The following is a 12,631-nucleotide window of genomic DNA, read 5'->3' as shown; positions in this document are numbered from 1 at the left end:
ACGTGTTGCAGCGAGGAGTGTTAACCTCTGCCACGAAGTTCGGCCACGGTTTCCCCCTATAGCGCTACGCAGTCTTCTCTTGCTCTAATATCCAAACCACTATTCTGGCGCTATTTTTCTCACGAATAGTGCTTTCGGCGCGAAATTGGGAAGAGAAGAAAGCCGCCGGAGAAATGCGGCTCGGATGGGAAGGCCTTGCAGTTCGGCCAAAACTGCCGCTCCAGGGCTGCATCAACACCAGGTCCGAGAGAATGCACGTCCGGGCGCCGAAACGCCGGAGAATCGATCCTGGCGACGAGGATCGAGCCTACCGCCCGCTGATGACCGTCTGCGGCTCATCGTCAATCCAGACGTCCACTTTGACGCCCCGTTCGCGCATCGCGTGGAGTTTACTCCCCATTTCCGTGAAGACGATCGGCAGGACGCAGTCGTGCTCCCTCAGCATCGATCGGATCTCGGCGCGGGCCTCGTCGGTGTCACGTCGGGCAGTGACAACATAGACTCGGTGGCCTCGAGACTGAGCGCGAGCGGCGAATTCGGACCAGAGATCCGGCGCGGCGTTGAATGTCCCGTCCCAGTCGATGGCGAAGATCTGCGGACTCCCTGTTTGTGTCATCGTCACACTTTCCTGATCTGCTCCAACGCCGCGTCAGCCCACTCCCGCATAACGGCCTGCTGAGGTTCGCCGGGCAGGTCCTCGCCTTTGAGCCATCGGCCGACAGATTTCGGACTGACTCCAACGACCGCCGCGATCGCACTCGCGGACCGAATCATCGGCGCGGGGTGGTCGCGAAGTATCTGCACCAGGAGTTCGCGGGTTGCGGACCACTCGGGGGACTCGACGTTCCGCCGCTTACCCTTCGGCCAATGTCCTTTCGGTTTCGCTTGTGGCGCCACTGTCTCATCGGAGGTCATTCGTTATCGTCCTCGTTGTCTGGATCCGCTGGCCTGGACGGAAACGCCCGGGACACATCCCCTGGCCACTGGATCTGTGCGTTCGGGTGCCGCGGGTTGGCATCGACGCTTATCGTGCCGATCACGACAGAGACGGCCAGGTGCGTCACGTTGTGAGTCTGTTCCCCCATGACGATCGTGCCGAGTCGGTGGCTCGTCGCGCCGCCCGACGACGGTACAACGCCGATGAAAAGCTCCTCGATCGACCGCAGGTGATCCGGCGCGAGGATGTCCTCGGGCAAGCAACGACGGAAAAAGTCCGCCAGTTCGTCGTCAGTGGCGTCGTCCGGCCACTCCAGCGGAAGCGGAATGGCGATTCGTAGAGATCCGCGGCGGACTGCGTATTGTTTGCGCTGGCGCCCGGAGAGGCGGTAGTGGGGGTAGTGCATCATCGGTTGTTTTTTTCTTGTTGTCATACTCACTGTCATACCCTGACGTCTCAGACACGAAGCCTCTGAGAAGGCTTTTCCACTTGAAGAGTCAAGTATGCACCTCCTGTAGCGCCGATTGTCTCAGACACGAAGCCTCTGAGCGGGCATTGTTACCGGGTGAAACATGAATCCGCCCAGACTTTGTCTCAGATACGAAGCCACTGAGCAGGCTTTGTCACGGCCACGCATATCAATCGATCCTTCGCCAGCATCCGGTCTCAGATACGAAGCCCCTGAGAAGGCGTTTTCACCGGAAGGTCATTTGCGGCGTCCCACCCCCTCCCGTCGTCTCAGAAACGAAGCCTCTAAGTAGGCTTTTCCACGACATTCCCTTGATGGCACTCCTTGGCCATAATCTTGGTCTCAGATACAAAGCCTCCAAGCAGGCTTTTCCACCACTTGCCTCGAATAGCTCCGGTAGGGACTCGAACCCGTCTCAGATACAAAGCCTCCAAGCAGGCTTTTCCACCGCAGTCATTCTGCGGCCTTTCCCGACTTACGGTTACGCCTCGTCTTGCGAGGGGTCGCGGAATCCCCCTTATCATTCCCGCCGCTTCCCCCGCCGTCACCGACTCCCGAGCATGATTTCTCGACGTCGAGAGCTGCCCGTGTTCGCAACGTCACTAGACCTCTCGCAAGCTGATTCCGTGCGGCGTTTTGATCCTGGTCCCAGATCGCGCAGCATTCTGAGCACTGATGAATAAATGACTTTCGGTTGAAATCACCCACGTGACCGCACTTGTGGCAGGCCATTGTTACGTGCTTGGATGGTACGGTGACGATCTCAACAAACTTCTCGCGGCACATCAGCACGAGCCTGCCCGGGCTGGCGATGCGGCCATTGTTCCGTTGCCCTGTTGTCATCCCCGGCGCTTCGTCGATCTCGGGCTTCGCCAGCATGTCCGTCCATTTTGTGTCGGTTATGACAAGCGTCCGGTATTTCAGCGAAAACTGCTTCGCCCATGTGCGGTAGATCTGGTCTCGCCGGGCAATCACGCTCCGCCGTTGGTTCGCCTGCCACTGTGCAAGGTGTTTATCCCAGTTTCGCCATGCATCCAGTGACGTCCACAGATCAAACTCACCGGGAAACTCATCGACGACTGAGGCCATTGCAGCAATGCGTGACGTCTTGTCGAGTTGCAGGTACTGATCCCGGGTAAGACCGATTCGTTCGATTCGCTTATCAAACCACAGCCAGCAGAGGTCCGAAAACCGACTCTGGGACGTCCATTGATCGATAGATCGCCCACGCAGACGACCCTCATCGTCTCGACTCTCGGATGTTGCGAGCCGCAGCCAATCCGGCAACTCATGATCGTGCGAGTGAAACTGCTCGAGCCACGTTTTCCGAAACTCCTCCAGTCGCGTGTCGCGGACAGACATCAGGCCACCTGGCACGCCCTCACCGCTGTAGAGATCAGGAGGCAGGATTAGTTCGCCGTGTTCTCCGTCGTCGCCGACCCATGTGGCGACTCGTAGAGACTCGCCTGTTTCAGTGTCGATTTTTCGCCAGCCGCAATGCAGAGCAACTACCCCGGTTTTCGGCAACGCAACGGTCCCGTCCTCTGGGATATTGACGGTGATCCGCAGTGACCACTCGTCGAGTTGTCCGACCTTGCGACAGTGGATGTAGGACCAGACGATCGTTGCGTTGGGCGGTAACGGGCGGTGGAAAACGACCGGGAACTCAGCCCAGATCGGATCACGCCCATCGCTGCCGATCCGCAGAGACGCAACTCCGTGTGCTCGCAGGCCTCGAGACTTGCCACGAGTGGCCAACTCCTCCTGGTTCGGTACGTGCAATTTTAGCCGCCGATCGTCGCCGGACATCGCGTCGTCTACGGAGAGTCCGCCCTGGAGTTGCACGGCAATCGTGCCCTCTCCGCAGTATCGTGCGAATCGTGGTGGAGCCCCCTTGTTGAAATCCTTCGCCGCGTCCTCAATCGTGAGATAGGTGCCCCAAAAACAGCCGCACGTTGCGCGAGCGACCTTGCTGTCACGTTCGTAGACGCGCTGCCCGCCGTCGATCTGTGCCGCCTCCGCTAGTCGCAAATATTCTTCCCTCAAGAGCGACTTTCTCTTGGCGGGGCTTAGCGAGTCCGATTCTGGAATCGCCTTTTCCGCCTGGTCCCACAATGGGAGTTGTAACTCTTTGAGTCTCTTGTACGAGTCCGCTTTCAGCTGCTTCGCTGCGTCATACGCGGCTTTTGCTGCGGCCTTGGCGTCGGCGAGTTCATTGGCCATCTCCGGCGATGCAGGTACCTTTTTCCGGGCCTTTTGGGAGACAGCCTTGATCGCCTTGTACGCAGCTTCCACGCGAGCCTCAGCCTCATCGACTACCGCAGCCGCAGCAGCGTACTCGGGAGACAGCCGCCGAATTGTTTCCTCGGACGCGGCACGGCGGGCCAGTTCGATTTCCACCAGCTTATTGCGATACCGGTGAGCAGCGACCATCTGCTCACGCACGGCAGTCGCTTGCGTGGCCGGCGGGTATGCCTTGTAGACGTAATTCCGGGTAGTCATGGTTTGCTCGTTGCGCTGGTTAAATAGATGCTCATGCGGGCAGGGCGGTTTGTTCTAGTCGCCGCTCAAACTCGCTCGAACTCTCCCCAAGCATCCCTGGCGTTGACGTTGAAAAGGAACTCAAACGCCTCGGATTGCTCGTCACTCAACTCGACACCGCAGAGTTCCGTCGGGCTGCATTTCAGCGGCTTCGGTTCCCACTCTGGCAGCACGGTGGCGTCCTCGTTCTGCTCGAACCACTTGTCAGCCTCAATTGCTCCGGATCGACGCCCGTGAGCAGCGGCGATGCTAACCTGTTCGTTTGTGAGAACTGCGTTTGCTGTTTCGATATTCATGGTCGCGTCTTTCGATGTGAGAGAGTTAGGCCCCGAGCACCATACTCGGGGCGGTTTAGTCCGTTCGCTACGCCAGTTTCAACTTCGATTCGTAGTACCAATCGCTGTCGTACTCGGCCTCGCCTTCCTCGTCCTCTCCGATCTTGTACTCGACCTTGTAGCGTCGCTCTTCAAGATCTTCACACCATTCGCAGCCGATGACCTTCGCTACGGTCCCATCTGGAGTGACAACCTTATCGAGGTAATCAAACTCCCTGATTGTGTTCATCTGGGTGAGCGGTTCGCAATCGAGGCAGTCTTCAGGAGAGGCCAGCTTCCAAGCGTCGTAGCCGGGGAGTACTTCCACCATGATCAGAGTCTTTCGTTCGGGCCGCAGATTTGGCTGCGGATGATGTGGGCCGCGAATTGTGTCGCGGATGTTTTGCAGTCGCGTTGACTGCGACGGGTGCATTATCGGTTTTTCTTGCCTTCCGTCAATAGGGTCATGCGATAAATCTTGAAATTATTTTGAGGAATTCTTCTTTGTCCTGTTTCGTTGCCTGCCGTCGAACACCGGACTGCACGCGCAACCGTCTCAAATATGAAGCCTTTGAGCGGGCTTTGGAATGGCGCAGCAAGAACGGCGGCCACAACTGCATATTGAGCAATCGTGACCGCCGTTGGTGCTTGTGGCATTCACTCGGATAATCTACGGGCGAGACTCGCGTTCGCTCGTTCAACCGCTTCGGTAAGTGTGCCGTCGAGTAACTCCGCCCGTTTTCGTTGATGGGCCAACTCGCTTTCACCCTCATAGGATGACACCGACAGAACATAACTCACGGCGATCGCCACAGACATTGCTGCGACGAGCACCAGCGATTCGTAGACTGGTACCTTCATAATTAGTACGCAGCCTGATCGAGTGTTTGCTCACGGAAGTTTACACCGTTCTGGGTGCAGAGTTTGGCGTAAACGGCTTTGTCCATCTGCTCGTTGAGGAATTTGGCCGATCCGTCACCGAAGGCAGCATTGACGCCACCAGCGTGATTAGATGATGGACGAGGAGCCTGCCCAACAGCAGCTGAAAGATTTCGGTTGATCATCCAGTCGTCTGGATTGGTGCTCGTGTCGTACAATCCAGACGATGTAGCGAGCGTTCCAGCAACGAAAATGCCTGCGATGGGGGCAGCGCTGGTGACCGGAATACGCATACCAAAACCAAGGTGATTGACTCCAAATCCGCTGATTAGATCTTGGGAGCCAAACCAGGGCCCAGCCTGAAGATTCTCGGTCACGAGGATTGTTGTCGTGCTACCGTCAAGCATGCTGTCCATTGATCCCGTGTAGTGAGGCGATCGACGGAAGAACACGCCAGTGGCAGTCTCGACAGACAGGTCCTGCTGATCCAGCGTTGCCGGTGATCCGCTCGCTGTAACACCGTCAACCGAGAATCGTCCGTCACCGTTCCAGTCGATGACGAACGGGTTTTGGTACGTACCAGCCTCAGATCCCCACACTGTCGAAGGCATGAACCCAGCGTTAACCACATAGCTGAGTCCGCCTGGCTTCTGGTTTGAGTCGTTGTCATCTGGGCACGTAAATACTTTGACATTCACTTGGTCAGCTGTATTGATCGTGAACGCATCGCCGGATCCGGTGGACACAGCATTTCGGCGAATGTTCTTGAGCAGGGCAGCGTTATCGAGAGCTGGCAGCAGTGCGACTGGCCACCCCACACCGTAGATGAATCCATTGTTCGACTCGGTCGCGAGGTTGTCGGCGAGAGCGGGGAAATTTCCGTTTCCAGAGGTCGAAAACGAAATAAATGCCATACCGACCTGACGAATGTTATTGAGACATTCGACCTTCCGCGCCGCCCGCCGTGCTGATTGCACAGCCGGTGCGATCAGCGATGCGAGTACCGCGATGATGCTGATCACGACCAGCAGTTCGATCAGGGTAAACCCGTGCCTTTTCGACTTGATGACGCTGAGTGACTTTTTCATGAGATTTCCTTCAGGAAATGAAACAACCCGTCAGGCGTGGTCGAACGCGATGACGGGCTGAAAGACGGGTTACCCCGGCAGATTGGATTGAACACGTTCGACCTCGTGTCCATGTGCAGATATTTTGGTCGGCGTTTCAGCGGAAAGTCAATAGGCGAAGTGTGTTTGCTGCGGAATACGTTTTAAGACAGACTGCCATCGTGTACAGTGGTTTGTTGGCAGAATGCCTCAGCCATTCGGACCTGTGATGATAATTGTACGCTTTTGAATCTTCAGTGGAGTTTCAGGCGGATTGTCTTATCCATTCAGTCCGCACATACGTTCCAGAGCGTATTTCCCGCAACGATGCCGATTTGGAGGTCCGACGGTGCAACGGGAACACATCCTCGCCGCTGACACTGGATCCCCGAGGCACTGTTTGCAATGGTGATTGCCTCCGCCCAGGTGTCGCCCAGGCAACGTCGCCAAGCGAGGGCCGCGATGAATTGGTCTCCTGCCCCGAGAGCGTCAACGGCGTTGGACACGGTAGAGGGTACGCAGGTCCATTTCTCGTCTAATCGCCATCTTAGACCGCCCGGGCCACGTTTTTCGATCAGTATCTCGGGCTGAGGAGCTTCGGCCGGGATCTCGCGACTGCCCCCGCAGATACATTCCACTGGGGCGATGATGGGCGTCGAAGCGATCGGGTCAACGAGGATCGGAACTGCCAGTTGCGAGAGTCCCCGCATCAGCGATTCGCCGACCACGCCTTTGCCGTGGTCGGCGACGATGATCGCGTCGGGAGTAAATATGCGGATCGCCCTGAGCCACTGGTCAACATCGTTCTCGGTCGCCACCTTCCGTTGATCGAGGTCGATTCTTGGTCCGGTCAATTTCCCGTCGACGAAGAAGCGGCGTTTTATGCTGGGCTCGCCAAATCCAAGTAGCGTAGACTCACATCCGAGTGCCCGACACATCGCCGCGACATTACCCGCTCCACCTGGTCGCGATTCCGTTCGCTCGACACGCAGTACAGGCCATGGCCCCTCCTGGCAGATCCGTTCGCAAACGCAGTGCAGATCGATATCCACCATGATGTCGCCGATTACGGCAATTCGCGGCGTCATACTACCTCCGATCGTGGGCGTGGTTCGGGGAGATCCCAGTCCCATGCTGGGTTTTGCAAGTGGAACGTCCCGAGGTCGCCGCTGCAGTGGAGTTCGCAGTATCCCCAGTCGGCAAACTTTTCTGCTCGGAGTCGCTCCCAGCGTTCGCGTCCGTGGTATTCGCCACAGATGAAACCGATTTTCGGCAGGAGTGTGGTGTTTCTGAGAATCGAAAATTCGCTTCCCTCACAGTCCAGTTTTAGACAATCGATGCGGGGGAAGTCATACTTCGCGACGATCTCTTCCAGCGTCAACTTTCGGATCGGACGGTCGTCGTTCCAGTAGATCTGATCAGCGTCGGCATCAACGGACGTGACGACAGATCCGCCCGTCGCAGTGCCGCCAACCGCCTTGATGCAATTGTGTAATCGAACCTCCCCGGCCTCATACGTGCAGGCCGCCTGCTCCACATCTGCGATCAGTGCGGTATTGACTTTCAGTAGGTCGATGTTTTCCGGACAGACCTCCACGCAGACAATCTTCGCGGCCGGGCTCCTCAGGTGAAACATCTTGGCGAACGTCCCAATGTGGGCGCCGATGTCAATCACATATCTCACCGGCCACGGCGTCAGATTACGGACCCCCAGTTTGTACCCATCATGGACGACCACTTCCCCCACGACGTCACAGTCCTGAGCCCCGAGTGCCCCGTCTCTGACCTTGATTCCGCAGCATTCTCCGTATGGCATTTTCATATCGGACTCCGTTCGGTAAGGATCCTGATTCGTTGTTCGTTGGACAGTCCCGCACAGTGGATGACGAAATCCCCGGGCTGCCACGCGTGGGATCCGGCCGGGCATTCTTCGCCCGCGTAAGAGTTCATCGCGGACTGCGGAAGCATTTTGACGCGATCTTTGATCTTCCAAAGCAGCCACATGAGCCCGTTTTGTTCCCATAGTCCGTTCGGCCAGTCGAACTCGTGGCGCCGTAGCAGCAAATCTTCGAGGATCTCGCGGACGGCCGGCACGGTGCGGATGAGCATTGCGCCAGAACTGAGCCCATTGCGGTCGCAGGTGAGGACGACGTCGGCTTCCAGATCAATGAGCGACTCCAATCTTGTCGCGGAGTCGGTGATGCAGGCATCCATGTCCAGCCACCAGAGCCAGTCGGCACTGTCCCAGGCGTCGAGGAGAGCGTTCAATTTGCCCCATGCCCCCTCGTAGTGTTTCTCGATGATCTGGTACCCGTGCCGCGCCGCGTAGGCTACTCGGTTGGGCATGACGATTGACGCGATCGGGTTGTAGGCATCGTCCCAGTTTGTCACGAGCGTGATTCGTGAGGGGGTGATCGTGGAGTCTTCGGAAGCTGACCTTAATTCAATTGGCATCCGTTCAAAGTGGGTCCACTGGCCCTTGAAGACTCGTTCCTCATCGCCTTTCGAACACTCACAGATGACACCAAACTTACCGGAAATTGAGATGACTGTCCGACCGCGTTCCTCACGGGCAAACCATCGTTGTTCGCAGTCTCCGCGACCGTCGCCGATTTTTCCATCTGGCAGGAGCTCGATGCGTCGTTTGTCGTAGCCGATCCGGGCGTACTCGTAGACTCCGGCGAGCTTGGTTGACAGTGACTCGTGCATTTTTCTGTCCGTCCCTGAAAGAATCAGCAGTGCCTCGTGCGTAATGTCCTCGGCCGTTGGTTCGTCGCCTGCGTAAGTCACGATTCGCCATCGGTCCGCACGCTGCTCCCAGTGCTGTTGATGGCGAGCCGATGCCAGGTAGGTCGCGTTCGGGCTCGGCAAACAGACCCTTACCGGATGCAACGACCGAAAGACTCCGAGGGCCTTTACGTCGGTCATCGCCGCGACGTGGAATGGTCCCGAGTCCACGCCGATCATCAGGTCCGACAGTTCGTAGAGGGCACATAACCTGTCAACGCCGATATGCCCCCACGATGGCTTAATCCCCTTGCATCGCTCATGCCCGACCATTGGGGCCCGACAGTCGTAATCCAGCACGATCACGGAGCCGCCAGTCTGGTTGATCAGATTGACGATCACGTCGAGGGCAACGTCTGCTGACAGCGACTTTCGTTCGTGCCAGTTGGTCCCCCGCGAGTGAATGCAGATGATCGGTTTCGGCATTCCATCGAGAAACTTCCGGGCCTCTTCGCGAGCCTCTTCTGTAATGTGTTCGGTGGCCGATATCCGGACTGAGCAAAGTTCGTCCCAAGCCTCGTCCGCAGTGAGCCCCAGAGGCGGCAGCGCGGGGTGATGCAGTCCAAATGCGACCTTGTTTTTCTCGGCGTCTGACGCGTCCAAGTTATCGAAATCGTGCGGGTATCCGTAGACGTGATTTGGCAGTTCCCCTGACGTGATGGTGTTCACCTCGGCAACTTGCCAGACGAATTCCTTATTGTCTTCGACTTGGACTGTTACATCGTATCCCCGGGAGCGATAGAGCTGCACCGCATGCGCGAAATGCACGACATCGCCGAGCCCGTGACGGTCGAATCGAAATTTCACGCACCGTTCGTCTGACTGCATCGATCCAGAATCCTTTCCATGATCATTGTGCTGCTGATCTGCGGGCCTTCGAGGATAACCACTCGCCCACCGTACGAATGGACGATCGCCGCCTCAGGCATGTTCGCTTCTGAGTAGCCTGGCCCTTTGACGATCACATCTGGTCGGATTCGCTGGATCAGTTCGCAGGGGGTCGATTCGTTGAAGATGATCACTTCGTCGACGGACTTGAGTTCCTGCAGGACGCCACTTCGTTCATCCTCAGAGCAGATCGGTCGCAGTGGACCCTTGAGACGACGGACGGAATCATCGGAGTTGAGCCCGACGATCAGTTTCGACCCCAGCGCCCTGCATGCTCGAAGAAATTCCGCATGTCCAACATGAAACAGATCGAAGCAGCCGTTGGTGAAAACGATCATGTCCGCACCGTCCTTTTCACGATCGCGACGACTTCATCAGGGGTGATCATCGCCATGCACTTCGCGGTCGGAATCTTCAGTCCAATCACCGGGTTTTCGCAGAGTGAACCGTCTTTTTCGTCGCCGTCACCGAGCGGGACAACTCTCGAACGCCAACACCCGTTACTTTGGCAGCACGGCAGGGCCCCCATCGTGTGGAGCGTGTGCTGCTTGGGATAGTTCACGAAAGTGACTGGTTCCCTTCCCCCGGCCAAATAGACGTAGGGTTTTTCGAACGCCGCGCAGAGATGGAGCAGATACGTCACCGGCCCCACTCCAATCGACGAATGATAAACCAACCGGTGCAGCATCCGATGGGTTGTTTGCCCAACCAGATTGATGCAGCGCTCGAGGTAATGGTGGTTGTGGGTTTTCTCTCCAATCTGGACCCACTGGATTACGCCGAGAGTGCGATCGATGACTTCTTGGTAGTACTCAACGGGCCATTGCTTGATGGTGTAATCACATTTTGTACCAGCGACCAGTACTCCATAGGGAACCTTGCGACCGTGGGTGAAGTGCTCTTGGATCATCGTCGCCCATGACCGTTCCTCATCGGTCAAATAGATGCTGGGGCGGTTCACGCGAGCATAGAGCGGCCGTCCGATCTGCTCTCCGAGGAATTCGGTGTAACAGCTCGCAAAATTGATCAGCGTCTGGTTCGACCGATGAATCTGCGGGTAGTGCATCTCGATCGATCGGGCTTCTGGGTCGTCGTCCCGTATCGGCGTAATCCACGGATTGTGCTGCCAGATGTCCGGGACAGGTGTTCTGACGTCCGTCAGGTACTCGCCGGGGTAGGTCTGATGCAACGACTCAACTGCGATCGTCATGGTCATGACGTCGCCCGGCGAAAGTCGGCAGTGGAGGATGAGCTTTTGCGGTGATCGCGATTTGTCAGTCATTGGAGTCGCACCAGATCCCTCTGCAGCATCTTGATTGCTTCGTTGCAATCATCGGACGGGAAATTGACCGTGGTGCGATCGAGATGCAACTGACCGTCCTCTATTCGCCAGATTGCCACCATCCAGCGAGCGGACGAGGCCGCTTTCTCGATCTCATTCAAGACTCGCACCTTTGGTGCGACAGGCATCGCCGCATCGATTTCCGCTTGCGTTGGCAGGCGTGGCTTTGCCCGCCGACCCGCCGCTTTCTTCACGGGCTTCTTAGTCGCTTTTGATGGTTTCAAAGCTGCTGCTTTTTTCACTGGTTACCTCACCATTTCTTTTCGGGGCAATGCTCTGTTTTCAGGGCGAGCTTATTCATCACCTGCTCTTTCTCGTTGCACTGACAACCGCATTTCGTGCAAACATTTTCTTTCAGGTGTTCGCAGGATTGGCAGATCTTCAGGAGCTTCGAGATTTCTCGTTTGGATCGGGTGGGGAACCCCGCGCCACCCCAGCGGATCAGTGCGGACCCGAAATTCCATGTCCTGATGACAAGAGACGGCGACTCGCTTTTCGGCACCTCGACAAGCGGATGATCCGCAAGACATTTCTCGTGCGAGGCCTTCAGCGCCGCCGCGGCTTCGGGTTGTCCCGCTGCTTCCATCTGCTCCACGAGCAGCCCTAATCCGGCACATTGATTTACCATGAGACTGACCCCGTGAGAGTCGCCGGGCACCCCGTTCCAGGTGGCGAAACTGACCAAGTAAACGTCTGCCCATTGACACACGGCACACCACTGGCTGTGTAGATACAGAGCGGCGACGTCGAGCGAACGTAGAAGAACGTGAACATATTGTTGAGCAGTGTTGCCGACGTCTGAAACGGTGGTAGAGACCCAGTATTAAACCAGTTGGTGCAATTCGTCGGGTGTCCAGTCAGCGTCTCAGACGTGCCGCCGTGGGTCACAGTTAAAGATGGGACAATCAGCGGGCTCGCGGCACACGGAACATAGCAGGGAGTTTCTGGCGCAACACTCGTGCGACTCATAATGCAGTTACCGCAAGCAGCCTCGACTCCGCCGCTAAGAAATGAACAGCAGCATGAGCAGTCGATACTGGAACTGGATCCACTTGGGCTGGGCGAACTCCGAGAACTCGAAGAGCTCGACGAGCTTCCGCAGCACGGTGCGCTGCAAGGAGTCGTATAGACTGCCATTAGCAACACCCCCTGACCATCGCAGTCGTTGTGGATAACGTGCCCCCCGAGCATGACACATGAGTGACCACTTCAGTGCACCCACACCCGCTGCCACTGCTCGTCGACGGAACCGACGAATGCGATGATTGGCTGCTCGACGGAGACGACCTACTCGAACTCGACGAGTAGCTCAAACTCGACTGGGCCGAGCTGCTGTAGGACGAGCAATCTTCGTACGATCGCGCGAAG

Annotated in this window: 16 protein-coding genes; 1 reads left to right on the top strand and 15 read right to left on the bottom strand. The window is 57.1% G+C overall.

The window, feature by feature from the left end; genetic code table 11:
* Window positions 1-307: 307 nt before the first annotated feature.
* The 15 genes from ACGY09_RS04825 to ACGY09_RS04755 form a co-directional block, all read right to left on the bottom strand.
* Window positions 308-616, bottom strand: coding sequence for a hypothetical protein (locus ACGY09_RS04825; protein WP_397570683.1), 309 nt, complete (start codon window positions 614-616; stop codon window positions 308-310).
* Window positions 617-618: 2 nt separating this feature from the next.
* On the bottom strand, window positions 619-915 hold the full coding sequence (locus ACGY09_RS04820; RefSeq protein WP_397570682.1) for a hypothetical protein: 297 nt from the start codon (window positions 913-915) through the stop codon (window positions 619-621).
* Complete coding sequence (locus ACGY09_RS04815; RefSeq protein ID WP_397570681.1) at window positions 912-1,346, bottom strand: hypothetical protein; 435 nt, start codon at window positions 1,344-1,346, stop codon at window positions 912-914. Before ACGY09_RS04815 ends, ACGY09_RS04820 begins: the two co-directional genes overlap by 4 nt.
* Before the next feature lie 513 nt (window positions 1,347-1,859).
* On the bottom strand, window positions 1,860-3,908 hold the full coding sequence (locus ACGY09_RS04810; RefSeq protein WP_397570680.1) for a hypothetical protein: 2,049 nt from the start codon (window positions 3,906-3,908) through the stop codon (window positions 1,860-1,862).
* A gap of 65 nt (window positions 3,909-3,973) precedes the next feature.
* A complete protein-coding gene (locus ACGY09_RS04805; RefSeq protein ID WP_397570679.1) occupies window positions 3,974-4,243 on the bottom strand; it encodes a hypothetical protein in 270 nt (89 codons plus the stop codon).
* 67 nt (window positions 4,244-4,310) lie between these two features.
* On the bottom strand, window positions 4,311-4,694 hold the full coding sequence (locus tag ACGY09_RS04800; protein ID WP_397570678.1) for a hypothetical protein: 384 nt from the start codon (window positions 4,692-4,694) through the stop codon (window positions 4,311-4,313).
* Complete coding sequence (locus ACGY09_RS04795; protein WP_397570677.1) at window positions 4,694-4,918, bottom strand: hypothetical protein; 225 nt, start codon at window positions 4,916-4,918, stop codon at window positions 4,694-4,696. The genes ACGY09_RS04800 and ACGY09_RS04795 overlap by 1 nt, the downstream gene beginning before the upstream one ends.
* A 206-nt stretch (window positions 4,919-5,124) precedes the next feature.
* A complete protein-coding gene (locus ACGY09_RS04790) occupies window positions 5,125-6,228 on the bottom strand; it encodes a DUF1559 domain-containing protein (RefSeq protein WP_397570676.1) in 1,104 nt (367 codons plus the stop codon).
* Window positions 6,229-6,533: 305 nt separating this feature from the next.
* Window positions 6,534-7,334 carry a bifunctional heptose 7-phosphate kinase/heptose 1-phosphate adenyltransferase gene (locus ACGY09_RS04785; protein ID WP_397570675.1) on the bottom strand — a complete coding sequence of 267 codons (801 nt, stop codon included), beginning with the start codon at window positions 7,332-7,334 and terminating at the stop codon, window positions 6,534-6,536.
* Window positions 7,331-8,068: an FkbM family methyltransferase gene (locus ACGY09_RS04780; protein WP_397570674.1), complete on the bottom strand. Its 738-nt coding sequence runs from the start codon at window positions 8,066-8,068 to the stop codon at window positions 7,331-7,333. Before ACGY09_RS04780 ends, ACGY09_RS04785 begins: the two co-directional genes overlap by 4 nt.
* Window positions 8,065-9,840 (bottom strand): glycosyltransferase family 9 protein, encoded by a 1,776-nt coding sequence (locus tag ACGY09_RS04775; protein ID WP_397570673.1) that lies wholly within the window; start codon window positions 9,838-9,840, stop codon window positions 8,065-8,067. The genes ACGY09_RS04780 and ACGY09_RS04775 overlap by 4 nt, the downstream gene beginning before the upstream one ends.
* On the bottom strand, window positions 9,837-10,259 hold the full coding sequence (locus tag ACGY09_RS04770; protein ID WP_397570672.1) for an adenylyltransferase/cytidyltransferase family protein: 423 nt from the start codon (window positions 10,257-10,259) through the stop codon (window positions 9,837-9,839). The genes ACGY09_RS04775 and ACGY09_RS04770 overlap by 4 nt, the downstream gene beginning before the upstream one ends.
* Window positions 10,256-11,203, bottom strand: coding sequence for a glycosyltransferase family 9 protein (locus tag ACGY09_RS04765; RefSeq protein WP_397570671.1), 948 nt, complete (start codon window positions 11,201-11,203; stop codon window positions 10,256-10,258). Before ACGY09_RS04765 ends, ACGY09_RS04770 begins: the two co-directional genes overlap by 4 nt.
* The gene (locus ACGY09_RS04760; RefSeq protein WP_397570670.1) at window positions 11,200-11,505 is read right to left on the bottom strand and encodes a hypothetical protein; all 306 of its coding nucleotides are present in this window, start codon (window positions 11,503-11,505) and stop codon (window positions 11,200-11,202) included. Before ACGY09_RS04760 ends, ACGY09_RS04765 begins: the two co-directional genes overlap by 4 nt.
* Window positions 11,506-11,513: 8 nt before the next feature.
* On the bottom strand, window positions 11,514-11,891 hold the full coding sequence (locus ACGY09_RS04755) for a hypothetical protein (RefSeq protein ID WP_397570669.1): 378 nt from the start codon (window positions 11,889-11,891) through the stop codon (window positions 11,514-11,516).
* A gap of 330 nt (window positions 11,892-12,221) precedes the next feature.
* On the opposite strand from ACGY09_RS04755, the gene ACGY09_RS04750 reads away from it, so the two are divergent.
* Entirely contained in the window at window positions 12,222-12,392 is a 171-nt protein-coding gene (locus ACGY09_RS04750; RefSeq protein WP_397570668.1) for a hypothetical protein, read from the top strand.
* Window positions 12,393-12,631 lie beyond the last annotated feature (239 nt).

Origin of the sequence: Schlesneria sphaerica (genome assembly GCF_044336245.1) — a bacterium.
Taxonomy (GTDB): Bacteria; Planctomycetota; Planctomycetia; order Planctomycetales; family Planctomycetaceae; genus Schlesneria; species Schlesneria sphaerica.
Note: the sequence above shows the minus strand (reverse complement) of the source record. Positions and strands in the feature narration are given on the sequence as shown.

Excerpts from the sequence above, each read along its gene's own strand:
- ACGY09_RS04795 (WP_397570677.1), bottom strand. The coding sequence starts at position 4,918 with ATGCCACAAGCACCAACGGCGGTCACGATTGCTCAATATGCAGTTGTG.
- ACGY09_RS04780 (WP_397570674.1), bottom strand. The coding sequence starts at position 8,068 with ATGAAAATGCCATACGGAGAATGCTGCGGAATCAAGGTCAGAGACGGG.
- ACGY09_RS04765 (WP_397570671.1), bottom strand. The coding sequence starts at position 11,203 with ATGACTGACAAATCGCGATCACCGCAAAAGCTCATCCTCCACTGCCGA.
- ACGY09_RS04810 (WP_397570680.1), bottom strand. The coding sequence starts at position 3,908 with ATGACTACCCGGAATTACGTCTACAAGGCATACCCGCCGGCCACGCAA.
- ACGY09_RS04770 (WP_397570672.1), bottom strand. The coding sequence starts at position 10,259 with ATGATCGTTTTCACCAACGGCTGCTTCGATCTGTTTCATGTTGGACAT.
- ACGY09_RS04805 (WP_397570679.1), bottom strand. The coding sequence starts at position 4,243 with ATGAATATCGAAACAGCAAACGCAGTTCTCACAAACGAACAGGTTAGC.
- ACGY09_RS04825 (WP_397570683.1), bottom strand. The coding sequence starts at position 616 with ATGACACAAACAGGGAGTCCGCAGATCTTCGCCATCGACTGGGACGGG.
- ACGY09_RS04785 (WP_397570675.1), bottom strand. The coding sequence starts at position 7,334 with ATGACGCCGCGAATTGCCGTAATCGGCGACATCATGGTGGATATCGAT.
- ACGY09_RS04815 (WP_397570681.1), bottom strand. The coding sequence starts at position 1,346 with ATGATGCACTACCCCCACTACCGCCTCTCCGGGCGCCAGCGCAAACAA.
- ACGY09_RS04755 (WP_397570669.1), bottom strand. The coding sequence starts at position 11,891 with ATGGTAAATCAATGTGCCGGATTAGGGCTGCTCGTGGAGCAGATGGAA.
- ACGY09_RS04790 (WP_397570676.1), bottom strand. The coding sequence starts at position 6,228 with ATGAAAAAGTCACTCAGCGTCATCAAGTCGAAAAGGCACGGGTTTACC.
- ACGY09_RS04820 (WP_397570682.1), bottom strand. The coding sequence starts at position 915 with ATGACCTCCGATGAGACAGTGGCGCCACAAGCGAAACCGAAAGGACAT.
- ACGY09_RS04800 (WP_397570678.1), bottom strand. The coding sequence starts at position 4,694 with ATGCACCCGTCGCAGTCAACGCGACTGCAAAACATCCGCGACACAATT.